This window comes from uncultured Schumannella sp. (assembly GCF_905479755.1).
Classification (GTDB): Bacteria; Actinomycetota; Actinomycetes; order Actinomycetales; family Microbacteriaceae; genus DCRR01.
In genome coordinates this window covers 1-18,408 of the sequence record NZ_CAJQNT010000016.1, presented here as the reverse complement: position 1 = coordinate 18,408, position 18,408 = coordinate 1, and the positions used below count along the sequence as shown (strand labels likewise).

General features: G+C 69.3%; 18 protein-coding genes. 10 read left to right on the top strand and 8 right to left on the bottom strand.

All coding sequences use genetic code 11. The features are described from left to right. Positions 1-111 precede the first annotated feature (111 nt). The 4 genes from dnaK to QZ258_RS04730 are packed head-to-tail and all read left to right on the top strand — an operon-like array spanning position 112 to position 4,044. On the top strand, positions 112-1,977 hold the full coding sequence (gene dnaK / locus QZ258_RS04745; RefSeq protein ID WP_294179443.1) for a molecular chaperone DnaK: 1,866 nt from the start codon (positions 112-114) through the stop codon (positions 1,975-1,977). Positions 1,978-1,979: 2 nt separating this feature from the next. Further along, a complete protein-coding gene (locus QZ258_RS04740) occupies positions 1,980-2,588 on the top strand; it encodes a nucleotide exchange factor GrpE (protein ID WP_294179442.1) in 609 nt (202 codons plus the stop codon). 16 nt (positions 2,589-2,604) lie between these two features. Further along, positions 2,605-3,606 (top strand): DnaJ C-terminal domain-containing protein, encoded by a 1,002-nt coding sequence (locus QZ258_RS04735; protein ID WP_294179441.1) that lies wholly within the window; start codon positions 2,605-2,607, stop codon positions 3,604-3,606. A 15-nt stretch (positions 3,607-3,621) separates the two neighbouring features. After that, positions 3,622-4,044 (top strand): heat shock protein transcriptional repressor HspR, encoded by a 423-nt coding sequence (locus QZ258_RS04730; protein WP_294179440.1) that lies wholly within the window; start codon positions 3,622-3,624, stop codon positions 4,042-4,044. Between the two features lie 3 nt (positions 4,045-4,047). Here the strand turns inward: QZ258_RS04730 and QZ258_RS04725 are convergent, their stop codons facing one another. Further along, entirely contained in the window at positions 4,048-4,707 is a 660-nt protein-coding gene (locus QZ258_RS04725; RefSeq protein ID WP_294179438.1) for a helix-turn-helix domain-containing protein, read from the bottom strand. Between the two features lie 63 nt (positions 4,708-4,770). Here QZ258_RS04725 and QZ258_RS04720 point away from each other — a divergent pair, with 63 nt between their 5' ends. The 3 genes from QZ258_RS04720 to QZ258_RS04710 are packed head-to-tail and all read left to right on the top strand — an operon-like array spanning position 4,771 to position 9,136. Next, on the top strand, positions 4,771-5,820 hold the full coding sequence (locus tag QZ258_RS04720) for an isopenicillin N synthase family oxygenase (RefSeq protein WP_294179437.1): 1,050 nt from the start codon (positions 4,771-4,773) through the stop codon (positions 5,818-5,820). 43 nt (positions 5,821-5,863) lie between these two features. Continuing rightward, entirely contained in the window at positions 5,864-6,943 is a 1,080-nt protein-coding gene (locus QZ258_RS04715; RefSeq protein ID WP_294179436.1) for a class I SAM-dependent methyltransferase, read from the top strand. Positions 6,944-6,979: 36 nt separating this feature from the next. Continuing rightward, positions 6,980-9,136: an ATP-dependent Clp protease ATP-binding subunit gene (locus tag QZ258_RS04710; protein ID WP_294179434.1), complete on the top strand. Its 2,157-nt coding sequence runs from the start codon at positions 6,980-6,982 to the stop codon at positions 9,134-9,136. A 20-nt stretch (positions 9,137-9,156) separates the two neighbouring features. Here the strand turns inward: QZ258_RS04710 and QZ258_RS04705 are convergent, their stop codons facing one another. From QZ258_RS04705 to QZ258_RS04680, 6 genes are all read right to left on the bottom strand, one after another. Next, the gene (locus QZ258_RS04705) at positions 9,157-10,152 is read right to left on the bottom strand and encodes an LLM class F420-dependent oxidoreductase (protein WP_294179432.1); all 996 of its coding nucleotides are present in this window, start codon (positions 10,150-10,152) and stop codon (positions 9,157-9,159) included. A 9-nt stretch (positions 10,153-10,161) separates the two neighbouring features. Further along, positions 10,162-11,847 carry a long-chain-fatty-acid--CoA ligase gene (locus tag QZ258_RS04700; protein WP_294179430.1) on the bottom strand — a complete coding sequence of 562 codons (1,686 nt, stop codon included), beginning with the start codon at positions 11,845-11,847 and terminating at the stop codon, positions 10,162-10,164. 9 nt (positions 11,848-11,856) lie between these two features. Then, the gene (locus QZ258_RS04695; RefSeq protein WP_294179427.1) at positions 11,857-12,903 is read right to left on the bottom strand and encodes a low specificity L-threonine aldolase; all 1,047 of its coding nucleotides are present in this window, start codon (positions 12,901-12,903) and stop codon (positions 11,857-11,859) included. Between the two features lie 21 nt (positions 12,904-12,924). After that, positions 12,925-13,140 carry a DUF1232 domain-containing protein gene (locus QZ258_RS04690; protein WP_294179425.1) on the bottom strand — a complete coding sequence of 72 codons (216 nt, stop codon included), beginning with the start codon at positions 13,138-13,140 and terminating at the stop codon, positions 12,925-12,927. Continuing rightward, positions 13,137-14,561 carry a DUF6421 family protein gene (locus tag QZ258_RS04685; protein ID WP_294179423.1) on the bottom strand — a complete coding sequence of 475 codons (1,425 nt, stop codon included), beginning with the start codon at positions 14,559-14,561 and terminating at the stop codon, positions 13,137-13,139. Before QZ258_RS04685 ends, QZ258_RS04690 begins: the two co-directional genes overlap by 4 nt. Before the next feature lie 117 nt (positions 14,562-14,678). After that, on the bottom strand, positions 14,679-15,149 hold the full coding sequence (locus QZ258_RS04680; RefSeq protein ID WP_294179422.1) for a hypothetical protein: 471 nt from the start codon (positions 15,147-15,149) through the stop codon (positions 14,679-14,681). Between the two features lie 110 nt (positions 15,150-15,259). On the opposite strand from QZ258_RS04680, the gene QZ258_RS04675 reads away from it, so the two are divergent. After that, complete coding sequence (locus tag QZ258_RS04675) at positions 15,260-16,183, top strand: AEC family transporter (RefSeq protein ID WP_294179632.1); 924 nt, start codon at positions 15,260-15,262, stop codon at positions 16,181-16,183. A 34-nt stretch (positions 16,184-16,217) separates the two neighbouring features. Here the strand turns inward: QZ258_RS04675 and QZ258_RS04670 are convergent, their stop codons facing one another. Further along, the gene (locus QZ258_RS04670; RefSeq protein WP_294179421.1) at positions 16,218-17,054 is read right to left on the bottom strand and encodes an exodeoxyribonuclease III; all 837 of its coding nucleotides are present in this window, start codon (positions 17,052-17,054) and stop codon (positions 16,218-16,220) included. 91 nt (positions 17,055-17,145) lie between these two features. Here QZ258_RS04670 and QZ258_RS04665 point away from each other — a divergent pair, with 91 nt between their 5' ends. Together QZ258_RS04665 and pyrE are read left to right on the top strand one after the other, a co-directional pair. Continuing rightward, a complete protein-coding gene (locus tag QZ258_RS04665) occupies positions 17,146-17,340 on the top strand; it encodes a hypothetical protein (RefSeq protein WP_294179417.1) in 195 nt (64 codons plus the stop codon). A 9-nt stretch (positions 17,341-17,349) separates the two neighbouring features. Continuing rightward, the gene (gene pyrE / locus QZ258_RS04660) at positions 17,350-17,898 is read left to right on the top strand and encodes an orotate phosphoribosyltransferase (protein ID WP_294179414.1); all 549 of its coding nucleotides are present in this window, start codon (positions 17,350-17,352) and stop codon (positions 17,896-17,898) included. Positions 17,899-18,408 lie beyond the last annotated feature (510 nt).

Below are 18,408 nucleotides of genomic sequence, written 5' to 3'. Positions count from 1 at the left end.
ATTCCCTGTGTCAACTTGACGCGGGCTTCCGCCGCCCTAAACTTGATAGCGCACGACTCAAGGTGATCCTCGCCCCGTCGTGAACCACAGACTCACAAGGAGATACCCCACATGGCACGAGCAGTCGGAATCGACCTCGGAACGACCAACTCGGTCGTCGCCGTTCTCGAAGGTGGCGAACCCACCGTCATCGCCAACGCGGAGGGATTCCGCACCACGCCGTCGATCGTCGCGTTCACCAAGGACGGCGAGGTCCTCGTCGGAGAGACCGCCAAGCGTCAGGCCGTCACCAACGTCGACCGCACCATCGCGAGCGTCAAGCGCCACATGGGCACCGACTGGAACACCGAGATCGACGGCAAGAAGTACACGCCGCAGGAGCTCTCGGCCCGCATCCTCGGCAAGCTCAAGCGCGACGCCGAGCAGTACCTCGGCGAGGATGTCACCGACGCCGTGATCACCGTTCCCGCCTACTTCAACGACGCCGAGCGCCAGGCCACCAAGGAGGCCGGCGAGATCGCGGGCCTCAACGTGCTGCGCATCATCAACGAGCCGACCGCGGCCGCGCTCGCCTACGGCCTCGACAAGGGCAAGGAAGACGAGCTCATCCTGGTCTTCGACCTCGGTGGCGGAACCTTCGACGTCTCCCTCCTCGAGGTGGGCAAGGACGACGACTTCTCGACCATTCAGGTGCGTGCCACCGCCGGTGACAACCGCCTCGGCGGTGACGACTGGGATCAGCGTGTCGTCGAGCACCTGATCAAGAAGTTCAAGGAGACCACGGGTGTCGACGTCTCCAAGGACAAGATCGCGCTCCAGCGTCTGAAGGAAGCGGCCGAACAGGCCAAGAAGGAGCTGTCGAGCTCGACCAGCACCAACATCCAGCTTCCCTACCTCTCGCTCACCGAGAACGGCCCGGCCAACCTCGACGAGTCGCTCACCCGCGCGCAGTTCGAGCAGATGACCTCCGACCTTCTCGACCGCACCAAGAAGCCGTTCCAGGACGTCATCAAGGAGGCGGGGATCAAGGTCGCCGACATCGCGCACGTCGTGCTCGTCGGCGGGTCGACCCGCATGCCCGCCGTCGCGGAGCTCGTCAAGAAGGAGCTCGGCGGCAAGGACCCGAACAAGGGCGTCAATCCGGACGAGGTCGTCGCCGTCGGCGCCGCGCTCCAGGCCGGCGTGCTGAAGGGTGAGCGCAAGGACGTGCTGCTCATCGACGTCACCCCCCTGAGCCTCGGTATCGAGACCAAGGGCGGCATCATGACCAAGCTCATCGAGCGCAACACGGCCATCCCGACCAAGCGCAGCGAGACGTTCACGACCGCCGACGACAACCAGCCGTCGGTCGCGATCCAGGTGTACCAGGGCGAGCGCGAGTTCACTCGCGACAACAAGCCGCTCGGCACCTTCGAGCTGACCGGCATCGCCCCCGCGCCGCGCGGCGTGCCGCAGGTCGAGGTCACCTTCGACATCGACGCGAACGGCATCGTGCACGTGTCCGCCAAGGACAAGGGCACCGGCAAGGAGCAGTCGATGACCATCACCGGTGGTTCCTCGCTTCCCAAGGAAGACATCGAGCGCATGGTGCGCGAGGCCGAGGAGCACGCCTCCGAGGACAAGGCGCGTCGCGAATCCGCCGAGACCCGCAACGCCGCCGAGCAGCTCGCCTACTCGATCGAGAAGCTCATCGCCGACAACGCCGAGAAGCTCCCCGAGGACGTCAAGACCGAGGTCCAGGGCGACGTGGATGCGCTGAAGACCGCGCTCCAGGGCGAGGACGACGCGGCCGTGAAGACCGCGTTCGACAAGCTCAGCGAGAGCCAGACGAAGCTCGGCGAGGCGATCTACGCCGCCGGTGCCGCCGATGCCGAAGCGGCCGAGTCGGCCGCGTCGGAGTCGGGCTCGACCGAGCAGCCCGGTGAGGACGACATCGTCGACGCGGAGATCGTCGACGACGAGGAGCCCAAGAAGTAGTCATGTCGGACGAGCGAAGCAACAACGACGAGCACACGACGCCCGATGAGGCGCCCGACGAGTCGACCGAGGAGGTGGCGTCGGAGGACGGCGCCACCGCCGAGGTGGACGGGGTCGAGGATCTGATCGCGGCCGAGGACGCCGATGTCGAGCTGAGCGACGCCGACCTTGAGTTGCTGGCCGAGGCCGAGCGGGACCTGGTCGCGGAGTACCGCGAGCGGGCCGCTCGGGCCGAGGCCGAACTCAAGAACTTCCGCACCCGGGTGGAGCGCGATCGCCAGGCGAACCGCGAGGCGGTCATCGCTGAGGTGATCCGCTCGCTGCTCCCGGCGATCGATGACCTCGATCGCGCGGACGCGCACGGAGACCTGGTCGAGGGCAGCCCGCTCACGATCGTCTCCCAGAAGATCCGGGCGGGTTTCGAGAAGTACGGCCTGCGGCGCGTCGGTGAGAAGGGCGAACCCTTCGACCCGAAGCTTCACGAGGCCCTCGTGCAGTTGCCGAGCGCGGAGGTGACGGTCAACACCGTCGCCGACGTGATCGAGCCCGGATACGCTCTGGGCGAGCGGCTGATCCGTGCCGCCAAGGTCGCCGTCAGCGTCCCCGAATAGAACGAGCGGAGCTCCGATGGCCAGTCAGGACTGGTTCGACAAGGACTTCTACGCCGTGCTGGGCGCGTCGAAGGAGGCCTCCGACGCCGAACTGAAGAAGGTGTACCGCAAGCTGGCGCGGCAGTATCACCCGGACTCGAACCCGGGCGATGCCAAGGCCGAGGCGCGGTTCAAGGAGATCAGCGAGGCGTACTCGGTGCTCTCCGATCCGGAGCAGCGCGCCGAGTACGACCAGTTGCGCGCGATGGGCGCCGGTGGCGCCCGCTTCACGGCGGGCGGTCCGCAGGGCGGGTTCGACGACGTGTTCAGTGGGCTGTTCGGTCAGCCGGGCGGTCCGCGTGGCTCTCGTCGCGCGAACGCCCGGCAGTCCGAATTCGAGGACCTGCTGGGCGGGATGTTCGGCGGCGCGAGCGGCGGCGGATTCGGAACCTCCAGTGGTGGTTACCGCGGCTTCGGCGGCCCCTCCAAGGGCGCCGACGCGGTCGGGGCGACCACCATCGACTTCCTCGACGCCATTCACGGCACCACCGTGAGCATCCAGATGCAGAGCGGGCGCACCACCAAGGCGAAGATCCCGGCGGGGGTCGCCGACGGCCAGAAGATCCGCGTGCGCGGAGCCGGGTCGCCGAGCCCCGACGGCGGCCAGCCCGGCGATCTGGTGATCGCGGTGTCGGTGCGACCGCATCCGGTCTTCACCCGCGACGGACTGAACCTGCGGGTGGATGTTCCGGTCACCTTCGTGGAGGCGGTCGCGGGCGCGACGATCGAGGTTCCGACCCTCGACGGTGACCCGGTGCGCCTGCGGGTGGCGCCGGGAACGCCGAGCGGGCGCGTGCTGCGCGTCAAGGGGCGCGGCATCGCCACCGCGAAGGGCACCGGCGATCTGCTCGCCAGCGTCGTCGTCGCGGTGCCGAGTCACCTGCCCGACAAGGCGCGCGAGGCGCTCGACGCGTTTGCCGCGGCGATGCCGGCGGAGAATCCGCGAGATGATCTCTTGAGTCGAGCTCGGAACGCTTAAGGCACGGGGGACGCGATGACCGTTGACGAGAACAGCCCGCTGTTCGCGATCGCCGTCGCGGCCGAACTGAGCGGAATGCATCCCCAGACCCTGCGGCAGTACGACCGCATGGGGCTCGTCAGTCCGCGCCGCACGGCGGGGCAGTCGCGCCGCTACTCGATGCGCGACGTGGTGCAGCTGCGGGAGATCGCGCGCCTCAGCTCCGAGGGGCTCAACCTGGAGGGCATCCGCCGCATCCTCGAACTCGAGAACGAGGTGCAGGCGCTCGCCGAGCGGGTGCGCGAGCTGGAGGGCGCCCTCGCCGACGAGCTGCTCAACCGCCCCGGCCGCCGCGTGTTCGCGGCGGGTGCGCGTGGCGACGTGGTGAGTCTGCGCGCCGGCACCCGCATGAAGCGCAACCAGGTCGTCGTGTGGCGACCGATGCCGCCCACCGACTGAGGTTCAGTTCTCGACCTGCCGCCGGCCGGGATGCGCGCTGCCGATCTCGCGCGCGAGCGCCAGCAGCACGGTGGCCCCCTCGGGCCCGGGCTTCCACCGGTGCGGGTGCTCGGCGGGATGCGTGATCGCATCCCCCGCGGTGAGCGTCCAGTTTCGGACCTGCTCGCCCTCGGTCTCGATGTCGACCTCGAGCGATCCCTCGACGAGGTAGACGGTCATCTCGCCGGTCGATTCGAACCAGCCGCCGAGATCCTCGCCGGGGCGGATGCGGTACTCGACGACCTCGAGCCGGTGGTCGGGCCCGGCGGCCAGCAGCCGTCCGACGGCCGCGTCGGGTCGGTCGCTCACGGGGAGCCGGGCGCCGTCGCCCGCGCGCACGACGAGCGTCTCGCTCTCGCCGCCGATCGCGGGCATGAGCGAACTGGGCGAGATCTCGAGCGCGCCGGCGATCCGGTACAAGGTCAGCAGCGAGGGAACGGTGCGCCCGCGCTCGACCTGGCTGAGGAAGGGCTGGCTGACCTTGGCGCGGCGGGCGAGTTCGCGCATCGAGAGCCCCGCGGCGGTGCGGGCCTCGGCGATCGCGGTGCCGATGACGCCGAGGACGCGGTCGTTCTCATCGATTTGTAACGCGTCGGAAACCTGCTCGCGCGGGGAATCGGACATGATGGTGATAACCAATACCTATCAGCCGCAATCCCTCGGATCGCGATCGTGAGGAGAGCCTACATGTCTGCATTCACCGTCCCCGCCATCGACATCAGCGCCTACATCGGTGACGGCACCGAGGAGGAGCGCCGCGAGATCGCCCGCCAAATCGATGAGGCCGCCCGCACGGTCGGCTTCATGCAGATCACCGGCCACGGCATCCCGCTCGAGACCTGGCAGCGCCTCGGCCGCGCGATCGACCGCTTCTTCGCCCTGCCGCTGGAGGAGAAGAAGCAGTACTGCGCGCCGAAGGGCATCAACCGCGGCTACTCGCCGCCCAAGTCGGAGCGCCTGAGCTACAGCCTCGGTGTGGAGAAGGCCGAGCGCATGAACGACTTCTTCGAGGCCTTCAACACCGGCGCCACGCAGGCCGACTACCCGCACGTCGAACTCGACCCGATCGACTACGCCGCCAACATCTGGCCCGAGGTTGACGAGTTCCAGTCCGACGTCGAGAACTGGATGGCGCACGCCGGCTCGGTCGCGCACGTCATGATCCGCATCTTCGAAGACGCCCTCCACCTGCCGACCGGCACGCTCTCGGCGATGGCCGACCACTCGCTCGACGTGCTGCGCATGAACAACTACGCGCTGCCCGACGGCGCGAAGGTCGAACTCGACGGCGACCTGATCGGCATGGGCGAGCACACCGACTTCGGCATCGTGACCCTGCTCTGGGCCGACGACGTCAAGGGGCTCCAGGTGCTCGACGACCAGGGCGGCTGGAACGACGTCTCGCCGCTGCCCGGCGCGCTACTCGTGAACCTCGGCGACGTGACCGCCCGACTGACGAACGACCAGTGGCGTTCGACGCTGCACCGCGTCAAGCCCCCGGTGATCAACGGCACGATCCGCCGCCGCCGTTCGGCCGCGTACTTCTTCGACGGTGACGTCGACGCCGTCATCACGACCCTTCCCGGCATCCTCGCCGAGGGTGAGGAGCCGTTGTACAAGCCGATCACCGTCGGCGAGCACATCGCGGCCAAGCTGCGTGGCTCGCGAGATCTCGTCAACAACACCGACGACACCGAGCGCGAGGCCACGCGCGTGCTCTCGGCGACGGCGGGGTAGGCCGCGGGGGGCGTGGGCGCGGCGCCTCTAGACTGGGCGCCTCATGTTCTCGTTCGACGACCTGCGTCGATGGCCCGACTTCGAGGCGCCCGAGCTTCGTGCCTGGGATGCCGCCGATGCGCTGCTGCTCGATCACGCTGGCCCGATGCTGGCGAGCTCGAACCTCGCGATCATCGGCGACACCCACGGCGCGCTGACCCTCGGGGCGCTGGATCGTGGCGCGACCCGCGCGCGCGTGCATCAGGATGCGCTGCTCGGCGAGCAGGCGCTCCGCGCGAACGGTACGGGCGCGTATGAGCAGCTTCCCCTCGCGCCGGAACTCGTCGCGGGGGCGACCCTCGTGCTCGTGCGGTTGCCGCGCTCGCTCGAGGCGCTCGAGCAGATCGCGGCACTCATCGCGCGGGAGGCGGATCCCTCCGTCGTCGTGATCGCGGGCGGGCGGCTCAAGCACATGACCCCGCGCATGAACGAGGTGCTGCTGCGGCATTTCGACACGCTCGACGTTTCGCTCGCGCGGCAGAAGTCGCGCCTGCTCATCGCGCGCGGTCCGCGGCCGAACGAGCTCGTCGAACCGCGCCGCGAGTTCCACGATGACCTCGGGCTCTGGGTGGTCGCCACCGGCGGCGTGTTCGCCGGCACCTCCGTCGACATCGGCACGCGGGCGCTGCTCGACGTGTTCGGCCAGTTGCCGCCGTTTCAGCGGGCGATCGATCTGGGCTGTGGCACGGGCATCCTCGCCGCATCGTTGGCGAGACGGCGCCCCGAGGCGGATGTGCTGGCGAGCGACCAGTCGGCGGCCGCGGTCGAGTCGGCGCGCCTCACGATGGCGGCCAATGGACTCCAGGTGGAGGTCGAGCGCGACGCGGCGCTCGCCGCCCGCCCGCCCGAGAGCGCCGACCTGATCGTGCTGAATCCGCCCTTTCACAGCGGGGCCGCGGTGCATGCCGGCGTCTCGCGCGAGATCTTCGCGGGCGCGGCCCGCGTGCTGCGACGCGGTGGCGAGCTCTGGACGGTCTTCAACTCGCACCTCGGGCATCGCGCGGTGCTCGAGCGCGTGGTGGGGCCGACGCGGCAGGTCAGCCGTACCAGCAAGTTCACAGTGACGGCGTCGCGCCGCCGGTGATAAAGTTGAGTCGCAAGCACTCAAGTTTGGAGCACCATGGCGAACATGCAAGGCGCCCCCTCCACCCAGGAGGAGCAGAAGAGCGCCCTCGAGCAGTACGGCGTCAACCTCACCGAGATCGCCAAGAGCGGCAAGCTCGATCCCGTCATCGGTCGTGACGCCGAGATCCGTCGCATCAGCCAGGTGCTCACCCGCCGCACCAAGAACAACCCCGTCCTGATCGGCGAGCCCGGCGTCGGCAAGACCGCCGTCGTCGAAGGACTCGCCCAGCGCATCGTCGCGGGAGACGTCGCCGACTCGCTGAAAGACAAGCAGCTCGTCTCGCTCGACCTGGCGGCGCTCGTCGCCGGCGCCAAGTACCGCGGCGAGTTCGAGGAGCGGCTGAAGGCCGTGCTCAAGGAGATCAACGACTCCGACGGCCAGGTCATCACCTTCATCGACGAACTGCACACCCTCATGGGCGCGGGCGGCGGCGAGGGCAGCGTCGCCGCGGCCAATATGCTGAAGCCGATGCTCGCCCGGGGGGAGCTACGCCTCATCGGGGCGACCACCCTCAACGAGTACCGCGAGTTCATTGAGAAAGACGCCGCCCTCGAGCGCCGCTTCCAGCAGGTCTACGTCGGCGAGCCGAGCGTCGAAGACACCGTCGCCATTCTGCGCGGCCTCAAGGAGCGCTATGAAGCGCACCACAAGGTGACGATCGCCGACAGTGCGCTCGTCGCCGCCGCATCCCTCTCCAACCGCTACATCACCGCACGTCAGCTCCCCGACAAGGCCATCGACCTGATTGACGAGGCGGCGAGCCGGCTCAAGATGGAGATCGACTCCAGTCCCGTCGAGATCGACGAACTCAAGCGCGCGGTCGACCGTTTGCGCATCGAAGAGCTGGCCCTCAAGAAAGAGAAGGACGCCGCATCCAAGGAGCGCCTCGAGAAGCTGCGCGAAGACCTGGGCGTCAAAGAGAAAGAACTCGACGCGCTGCAGATGCGCTGGAACGCCGAGAAGAGCACCCTGCACTCGGTCGGTGACCTGAAGAGCATGCTCAACGACACGCGCATCGAGCTCGATCGAGCCATGCGCGAAGGCGACTACCAGAAGGCCTCCAAGCTCAACTACGAGACCATCCCCGGAATCGAGAAGCGCCTCGAGGCGGCCGAGCAGGCCGAGCAGAGCGGCCCGCGCATGGTCAACGACCAGGTGACCGACGAAGACATCGCGGCGGTCGTCGCCGCCTGGACGGGCATCCCGGTCGCCAAGCTGCAGCAGGGCGAGACCGAGAAGCTTTTGGGTCTTGAGGGCGAACTCGGCAAGCGCCTCATCGGCCAGAAGGATGCGGTGCGCGCCGTGAGCGAGGCCGTCCGCCGCACGCGGGCCGGTATCTCCGACCCCGACCGTCCGACCGGCTCGTTCCTGTTCCTCGGGCCGACCGGTGTCGGCAAGACGGAGCTCGCGAAGGCGCTCGCCGAGTACCTCTTCGATGACGAGAAGGCGCTCGTGCGCGTCGACATGAGCGAGTACGGCGAGAAGTTCTCCGTCTCGCGTCTCGTCGGGGCCCCTCCCGGCTACATCGGCTACGAGCAGGGCGGGCAGCTGACCGAGGCGGTGCGGCGACGCCCGTACTCGGTGATCCTGCTCGACGAGGTGGAGAAGGCGCATCCCGAGGTCTTCGACGTGCTGCTGCAGGTGCTCGACGACGGGCGCCTCACCGACGGGCAGGGTCGCACGGTCGACTTCCGCAACACGATCCTGATCCTCACGTCCAACCTCGGCAGCCACTTCCTCACCGACCAGGCACTCGACTGGTCGACGAAGGTCGAGGCGGTCAACGAGCTGGTGCGCACCTCGTTCAAGCCCGAGTTCGTGAACCGGCTCGACGACATCGTCGTGTTCGCCCCGCTCAGCAAGGACGACCTCGGTCAGATCGTGTCGCTCTACATCGACCGGCTCGAGCGCCGCCTGAGCGAGCGCCGGCTGCAACTGGCCGTCACACCGGATGCCCGGGCCTGGCTTGCCGAGCGCGGCTACGACCCGGTGTACGGAGCCCGGCCGCTGCGCCGCCTCATGCAGCACGAGATCGACGACAACCTGGCGCGCGCGCTGCTCTCGGGCGAGGTGCGCGACGGCGACACCGTGCGCGTCGACCTGCACGGCGACGCCCTCCAGGTCACCCACGCCCCCCGCACCGACCCCTAGCCCCCGCGCGGGGCGCGGGGCTACGGGAGGGCGGAGATCACCTCGCGCTCGAAGAGCTCGATGCCGGAGCGGTCGTAGGCCGCGTCGGGGAAGTAGTGGATGGCGTAGCCGAGCCCGAGCGCCTCGCGCTCGCGCAACACCTCGATGACCTGCTCGGGGGTGCCGGCAAGCCCTCCCGCGCTGCGGTCACGGTACTGCGCGACGACCTCGGCGGCCTTGTCGACCGAGATGAAGCGACCGAGGCGCGCCTGGTAGTCGTCGAGCTTTGTCTGCACCTCCGCATCCGTCTCGCCGATTACGGTGTTGAAGTTGCTGGAGCGCGTGATCGCCGAGAAGTCGGTGCCGAGGCGCTCGCAGTGCGCGCGCAGCAGCTCGCTCTTGTGCGCAAACACCTCGGGGCTGCCGTTGAAGTTCGTGTAGCTCGCGTACTGTGCCGCGATGCGCAGCGTGACCTTCTCGCCGCCGCCCGCGATCCAGAGCGGGATGCCGCCCTCCTGCACCGGGAGCGGCCGTACGATCGCGCCGTCCACCTGGAAGAACTCGCCGTCGAGAGTGGCGAGGCCCTCGCTCCACGCCTGGCGCATGATCTGCACGCCCTCGTCAAGCATCCGCAGTCGCTCGGGGGCGGTCGGGAACCCGTAGCCATAGGCGCGCCACTCGTGCTCGTACCACCCGGCACCAATCCCCATCTCGGCGCGCCCGCCCGAGATGTGGTCGACGGTCGCGGCCACCTTCGCCAGGTAGGCGGGATTCCGGTACCCCATGCAGGTGCACATCTGGCCGAGACGGATACGGTCGGTGACCGCGCCGAACGCCGACATGAGCGTCCACGCCTCGTGCGTCGCCTCCTCGGTCGGCTCCGGCACCGTGTGGAAGTGGTCGTAGACCCACAGCGACTCCCACGGCCCCTGATCTGCGGCGATGGCGAGCGACTTCATCGTCGCCCAGTGATCCTTCGGGTCGATCTCAACGAGGTCGTGACGCCAGCCTTGGGGGATGAAGATTCCGAATCGCATGACTCCAGGCTAGGGGCGCGTGAGGAGCTCGTCGCGCACCCGCTTGCGCAGCACCTTGCCGATGAGCGACTTCGGCAACTCGTCGACGAACTCCACCCGCCGCGGCACCTTGTAGGCGGCGAGACGTTCGCGCGCGAACGCACGCAGCGCTTCGGGATCGACCGTCGCACCCTCGGCCGCTACCACGGCCGCGACGACGTGTTCTCCGTCGCGCTCATCCGGGATGCCCACGATCGCCACATCGGCAACGCCGGGGAAGGCGCGCAACGCCTCCTCGACCTCGCTCGGGGCGACATTGAAGCCGCCGGTGATCACGAGCTCCTTGATGCGGTCGACGATCGTCACGAATCCTTCGGCGTCGACCCGGACGATGTCGCCGGTGCGGAACCAGTCGTCGACGAACACGACGGCGGTCTCTTCGGAGCGCTTCCAGTAGCCGGAGAACACCTGCGGTCCGCGCACCAGCAGTTCGCCCGGCTCGCCCGCCGGCACCTCGACGGTGGGGTTCTCGGGATCGACGACGCGGATCTCGGTGTTCGGCAGGGGCAGGCCGACGGTGCCCGCCTTGCGGGTGTCGGCGACCGGGTTCGCCATCAGCACGGGGCTCGTCTCGCTGAGCCCGTAGCCCTCGACGAGGTACCCGCCGGTCGCGGCCTCCCAGGGCTCGACGACGGCGGCCGACAGCGGCATGGCACCGGAGATCGCGATGCTGATCCCCTTCAGCGAGATGCCCCGCTCGGCGGCGGCCGCGGTCAGTCGTTCATAGATCGGCGGCACGGCGGGCAGGAAGGTCGGCGGGCGCTTGCGGATGACCGACAGCACCAGATCCGGGTCGAAACGCGGGAAGAGCACGAGCCGTGCGCCCATGCTCATCGCGAAGGTGAGGCAGAGTGTCAGCCCGTAGGCGTGGAAGAGCGGCAGCACGGCGTGCACGCTCGCGCTGCCGCGCGGCACCTCGGGCACCCAGGCGCGCGCCTGCGCGGCGTTGATGAGCAGGTTGCCGTGGCTGAGGGTCGCGCCCTTCGGATGCCCGGTCGTTCCGCTCGTGTACTGAATGAGCGCGACGTCGCCGACGGCCGGGCTCGGCACCTCGGCCGCGATCGGCTCGTGGCGCAGCAGCGCCTCCCACGGGGTGGTGCCGGAGACGGAGGTGGTGAGCGCCGCGCGCGCCTCCCGGGCCTTGCGGATCGGCAGGCGGAGCGCGGCGCGGGTCGCGAACGGCATCGACTGCGTGATGTCGACCGAGACGATGTGGTCGACGCGCACGTCGGCGGGGAAGGCCTGCACGGTCTCTACGACCTTGTCCCAGGCGATGATGACGCGCGCGCCGTGGTCTTCGAACTGGTGGCGCAGTTCGCGCGCGGTGTACAGCGGGTTGTGCTCGATGACGATCGCTCCGAGCCGCAGCACCGCGTAGAACGCGACGACGTGCTGCGGGCAGTTCGGCAGCGAGATCGCGACCGGATCTCCGGCGCGCACCCCGAGCGCGCGCAGGCCCTCCGCCGCGCGGGCGATCTGGTCGCCGAGCTCGGCATAGGTCGTCTCGCGGCGGAAGAACTCCAGCGCGACGTGGTCGGGGTAGGTCGCCACCGACTCCGCCATCAGATCGACAAGCGATCCGGTGGGAGCGGGGAGTTCGTGCGGAACCCCCGGGGCGTAGGAGTCGAGCCAGGGCTTGGTGGGATCCGTCGTCACTCCGACAGCCTACAAGCTGCGGCGGATGAGGTGCACGAACGCGTCGATGTCGGCCTCCGTGGTGTCCCAGGAGGTCATCCAGCGCACCTGACCGGCGGCGCGATCCCAGTCGTAGAAGCGCGCGTGCTCGCGAATCCGGTCGGCGACCTCGTTCGGCAGCACCGCGAACACCGCGTTCGCCTGCGTGTCCTGCGAGAAGGAGAGGCCGGGGATGCGCGCCTCCTCGAGCGCCGACCGCAGCCGGGCCGCCATCGCGTTTGCGTGCCCCGCCGAGGCGAGCCCGAGCCCACCCTCAAACAGCGCGAGCAGCTGTGCCGAGAGGAACCGCATCTTGCTGCCGAGCTGCATGCTGAGCTTGCGCAGGTAGATGAGCCCGTCGGCGCGCTCGGGGTTCAGCACCACGATCGCCTCGGCACCGAGGAGTCCGTTCTTGGTGCCGCCGAGGCTCAGGATGTCGACCCCGGCATCCGTCGTGAACTCGGCGAACGGCACGCCGAGGGCGGCGGCCGCGTTCCAGAGCCGCGCGCCGTCCATGTGCAGGGCCATGCCGTGCTCGTGCGCGAAGTCGGCGATCGCGCGCACCTCCGCGGGTGTGTAGAGGGTGCCGAGCTCGGTGGTCTGGGTGATGCTGACCGCGAGCGGTTGCGGGCGGTGCTCGTCGCCCCAGCCCCACGCCTCGGTCGCGATCAGTTCGGGCGTCAGTTTGCCGTCGGGCGTCGCGACGGTGAGTAGCTTGAGCCCGGAGACGCGCTCGGGCGCACCCGCCTCGTCGGTGTGGATGTGTGCGGTGTCGGTCGCGATGACGGCACCCCAGCGCGGCAGCACGCTCGTGAGCGCGACGACGTTCGCCCCGGTGCCGTTGAAGACCGGGAAGGTCTCGGCGCGCTCACCGAAGTGTTCGCGGACAACCTCGGAGAGCCGGGCCGTGTAGTCGTCTTCCCCGTAGGCGATCTGGTGGCCGCCGTTGGCATCCGCGAGCGCGTGCAGCACCTCGGGGTGCACGCCCGCGTAGTTGTCGCTCGCGAAGGCGCGGGAGTTCTCGTCGTGGATCCGCACGTGCTCAGTCTCGCATTCGGGTCAGTTCTCCGACGCCGGAGCGGCACCCGCGTCGCCGCGACCGGCGCGGTTGCGCAGGATGCGCCAGATGGCGACGCCCGCCGCGACGAGCACGACCGCGTCGTCGCCGAAACCGAGGGGCCCGGCGAGGAGCTCGGGCACCAGATCCACCGGGGAGGCCCCGTAGACGAGGGCGCCGAGCCCGATCAGAACGGAGGTGAGAACGGGTCGCTTCATGGCTCCAGGCTAGGGGCAACGTCGGCGGTTTCCGCCGTGATCCCGCTCGTCGAGTCGATCACGTCGCGGAGCTTCTTCCCGAGCGCCTCGTAGAACATCGACAGCGGGAACTCGTCGTCCAGCACCGCATCGGTGTAGCCCTTCGGCGGGCCCGCGAGCACCTCGTCGCTCAGACCGCGCGCCCACAGCGACGCCGGATGCGGGGCGAGGGTTCCGCGCACCAGCTCGTAGGCGGCCAGCCAGTGCGCGGGCTTCGGCCGGTCGATGCTCTTCCAGTACAGCTCGTTGATCTGGTCGGAGAGCGCGATCACGACCTCGGGAAGCTCGGCCCAGTCGATCGCCAGCTGCGTGTCGGTCCAGTGCAGCACGTGGTGCTGGTGGAGCCAGGCGAACAGCAGCTGCCCGCCGAGCCCGTCGTAGTTGCGCGTGCGCGTGCCGGTCAGCGGAAAGCGGAAGATCCGGTCGAACAGGATCGCGTACTGCACGTGACGGGCATGGGCGCGCGTCTCCTCGGAGGTTGCGGCCTCGCGTTCGATGCGCACCGACTCGCGGAAGGCGGTCAGATCGCAGCGCAACTCCTCGAGCGAGTAGAGGAAGTAGGGCATCCGCTGTTTGATCATGAACGGATCGAACGGCAGGTCGCCGCGCATGTGACTGCGGTCGTGAATCAGATCCCACATCACGAAGGTGTGCTCGGTCATCGCCTGGTCGTCGAGCAGTTCGGCGGCCTCGACGGGAAGCTCGAGCTTGGTGGTCTCGACGGCCGCGCGGACGACGCGACGGAACCGCGCCGCCTCACGGTCGGCGAAGATCGCGCCCCAGGTGAACGGCGGCACCGGGTGGTCGGCGATCGACACCGTCTCGGGGAACAGCACCGCCGAGTTGGTGTCGTAGCCGGCCGTGAAGTCGAGGAACCGCACCGGGATGAACATCGCGTTTGAGTAGGCGTCCGCTTCCAGCGCGGCGACGAAGTCGGGCCAGATCACCTCGATGAGCACGGCCTCCAGGAGGCGCTCGCTCTGGCCGTTCTGGGTGTACATCGGAAACAGCACCACGTGCCGGACTCCGTCGGCCCGCGTGTGCTCCGGGTGGAAGGCCACAAGGCTGTCGAAGAAGTCGGGAACGGGGAAGCCGTCCTCCACCCAGCGCGTCAGGTCGGCGTCAACGGCGGCCAGATAAGCGGCGTCGTGCGGAACAGCGGGGGAGATGGCCCGCAGCGACGCCGCGGCCCTGGCGACGAGCTCGGCAGCGGCCGCGTGCGAAGCGGCGTCGGGGATGCTGCCGTCGGCCGCCTGCAACGTGCGCAGTTCGCTCACGCAGGCTTTCAGTTCGTGCCAGGACGTCGAATCGGCAAGGAGTGCGCCGTCCTCCACGACCTCCGGTTCTCCGACGATTGACGAGTGAGCAGTGAGCGATGACATGGCGCCTCCTTCCTCTTTCGAGCGTAGGCATCCGCGTCTCTGCTTTTGTTGCGACGAACGCAGAAAACCGGCGCCGAAGCGCCGGTTTTCGCGACTAATCGTCGTTGCGTGCGGGACCTACTCGGATTCCTTCTCCGAGATGCCGTACTGGAGGCCGTTCCCCGTGTCGCCCTCGCCCGGAACGTAGGACAGCGTGATGAAGTAGGTGTCGTTCTCGTAGCCCGCGGAGAGCAGCCCGCCGAAGTCGGCCTCGGAGACGAGCTCGTATCCGGCCGACTGAAGCTGGGCGCCCAGGTTGAGGAAGGCGCTGTCGTCGCTCACCTCGAACTGCGCGGAGTACGTGCCGCCGGCGGCGATCGAGAACAGGAGCTCGCCATCGGGCAGCGGCAACTCGGAGGGCCAGCTGTCAGGCAACGAAACGCCCGAACCGTTGACGTCGATGTCGACCCCGGTCTGGCCTTCGATGAGCTCTTCGACGCCGTTTTCGACGAGGCCTTCGGTGATGCTCTCGAGCGGGTTGGCGAAGCACCCGCTGAGGGCGAGGGACAGGCCGGCTCCGAGAGCGAGGACGGGAACGATGCGTCGCATGTGGGTCTCCTAGGTGCGGGCGCGGGCGCGCCAGGTCTGTGGTTCTCCTATGCTCGTCCGGTCCCGTGCGGCGCGCCATGAGCAGTCCCTACCTACGCCAGGATGGGGGGATGGTCGGGGTGCTGGTGGGGTTCGCGATCATCGCCGTCATTATCGGCGTCGGCTATCTGATCGGGCGGATGCGTCTGCTCGGCGAGCACGCCGACTACGCGCTCAGCCGGCTGGCTTTCTTCGTGCTGTCACCCGCACTGCTGTTCACGGTGCTGGCCGAGGCGGACGTGGCGCGGCTGTTCTCCGACGTGCTGCCCATCTCGACCATCTCGGCCTTGGTGCCGATGCTCGTGTTCCTGCTGGTGGCGCGCCTGCTGTGGCGCCGTTCGGCCTCCGACGCGACGATCGGGGCGCTCGGCTCCGGCTACGTCAACGCCAACAACATCGGGATTCCGGTGGCGGTCTACGTGCTCGGCGACGCCTCCGCCTCCGCGCCCGTCATCCTGCTGCAACTGCTCGTCTTCGCGCCGCTCGCTCTCACGGTGCTGGACGTCAGTGCGCACGGTCGCCGGTCGTGGGGTCGCATCTTCCTGCAGCCGGTGACGAACCCGCTCATCCTCGGCTCCGCCGCCGGGCTCCTTGTTGCGCTCCTCGGGGTCGAACTCCCGGCGTTCGTGATGGAGCCGTTCGTGCTGGTGGGGTCGGCGGCGGTGCCCGTGATTCTGCTGACCTTCGGGATGTCGCTGCACGGTCGGCGGGTGCTCGCGGCGGGCACCGCACGGCGCGACGTCGTGCTCGCGTCCGCGCTCAAGCTCGTCGTGATGCCGCTCGTCGCCTGGTTCGTGGGTCACGTGTTGTGGGGGCTGACCGGGCACGAGCTGTTCGTCGTGGTCGTGCTCGCGGCGCTGCCCTCGGCGCAGAACGTGTTCAACTACGCGCAGCGCTACGGGCGCGGGGTGGTGCTCGCGCGCGACACCGTGCTGATCACGACGGTGCTGTCGCTCCCGGTGCTGGTCGTCGTCGCGGCGATCCTGGCGGCCTGAGCCGGGTCGGCCGTGGCCGAGACCTGGCCGAGGCCTAGAAGATCATCGGACGGTCGTCGTCCTCGCCGTCGGCCGTCAGCTCCACGAGCACCGGGACGTGGTCGCTCGGCCCATCGCCCTTGCGTTCGTCGCGATGGATTTCGGCGCCCGCGACGCGATCCGCGAACGCCGCCGAGCCGAGCACGAAGTCGATCCGCATGCCCTCGTTGCGCGGGAATCGCAGCTGCTGGTAGTCCCAGAAGGTGAAGCCCTCCGGCACGAGCGGGCGCACGACGTCGGTGAGTCCCGCATCCTCGAAGGCGCGGAATGCTGCGCGTTCGGGCTCGGAGACGTGGGTCGACTGGCCGGGGACGAAGCTCGGGTCGCCCATGTCGGCGTCGAACGGCGCGATGTTGAAGTCGCCGGTGAGTGCGAGCGGCAGCTCGGGGTCGGCGCGGAGCCAGCCCTCGGTCGCCGTGCGCAGCGCGGCAAGCCAGTCGAGCTTGTAGGCGTAATGCGGGTCGGCGAGGCCGCGACCGTTGGGGACGTAGAGGCTCCAGATGCGCAGCCCGTCGACCGTGGCGCCGAGCGCGCGCGCTTCGCGCGGGAGGTCCGGGCCTTCGGCGCCCTTCAGGAATCCGGGCATTCCCGGGAACTCGGTCGCGACATCATCGAGGGGCAGACGACTGGCGAGCGCGACGCCGTTCCACTGGTTCAGACCGTGGACGGCGACGTCGTAGCCGGCGGCCTCGAAGGCGGCGTGCGGGAACTGCTCCGGCTTGCATTTGATCTCCTGCATCGCCAGCACATCGACGTCGGCCCGCTCGAGCCAGTCGACGACGCGACCGACGCGGGTCCGGATCGAGTTGACGTTCCAGGTGGCGATGCGCATGGCTCCAAAGTACCGGGGAGCGGCGCCGACGTGCGTTGCCCCCCAAAGGGGTGACTACTCGTGCGCGCCCCACTCTCATACGGTGATCGCAGTGACCACCGATCCCGACGCCCACCTCCGTGCCCCGCGGCTTTCTCGGCGCGCCACCGTGGTGCTGGTCGTGGCACTCGTCGTCGCGTCCGTCGCGGTCGCGTGGCTGGGCGCGACCTCCGCGTCGGCGGGTCCCGCCGACGGATCGGAGGCGGGTGCCGCCGTCGCCTCGTGGCGAGTCGACGTCCTGCCCTAATCTTGACGGGTGAGCGCCCGCCAGAAGCTGATCGATGCCATCTCGAAGGATGCCGTGTTCCACGGCGACTTCACCCTCACCAGCGGGAAGAAGGCGAGCTACTACATCGACCTGCGCAAGGTCAGTCTCGACGGTCGCGTCGCGCCCCTCATCGGGCAGGTGATGGTGGACCTGATCGCCGACATTCCGGATGTGGATGCGGTGGGCGGCCTGACGATGGGCGCCGACCCGATTGCCGCCGCCGTGCTGCATCAGGGCGCCGCGCAAGGTCGGCCCTACGACGCGTTCGTGGTGCGGAAGGAGCCCAAGGATCACGGCCGCGGCCGCCAGGTCGAGGGCCCGGAGCTCGCGGGCAAGCGTGTTGTCGTGTTGGAGGACACCTCGACGACGGGTGGCTCCCCGCTGAAGGCGATCGAAGCGCTGCTCAAGGTCGGGGCCGAGATCGCGGCCGTCGCGGTGGTCGTGGATCGTGACACCGGGGCGAAAGAGGTTATCGAGGCCGCGGGCTACCCGTACTATGCGGCGATCGGATTGGCCGATCTCGGACTGGCACCGTGACGGGTCGGGACGACGAGTCCGCCGACTCGGGCGCCGACTGGTTCGCGGCGCAGTTCGGGGCGAAGTTCGGGGCGGATGACGAGGACGACGCGCCGCCGGTGACGCCCGCGGCGCCGACACCGCCCTCCCCGCCGGCACCGCCCTCCCCGCCGGCACCGCCCGCCTCGCCGCCGGCCGCACCGCCTCCTGCACCGCCGACGCTCGTCAATCCCTTCGGCTCGGCGCCGGGGTCTCCGCCCGTGTCGCCGCCACCTCCTCCGGTGGCCCCGCCGCCCGCCGCGCGACCGCACGCGGCGCCCCCCGCGAGTCCACTCGGGGCGCCTTTCGCGCAGCCTCCGGGGGTGCCCGCGACGCCACCGTCAGCCGCGACGCCGCCGCCGGCGACGCCATCGCCTGCCGCCGGGGGCGGCTTCAATTGGGGTCTGCGCCCGAGCGGGGACGACTCCGCGCCCCCGACTCCGCCGGCGCAGCCTGCTCCGCCCGCGCAGCAGTTCTCGCCGCCGCCCGCGC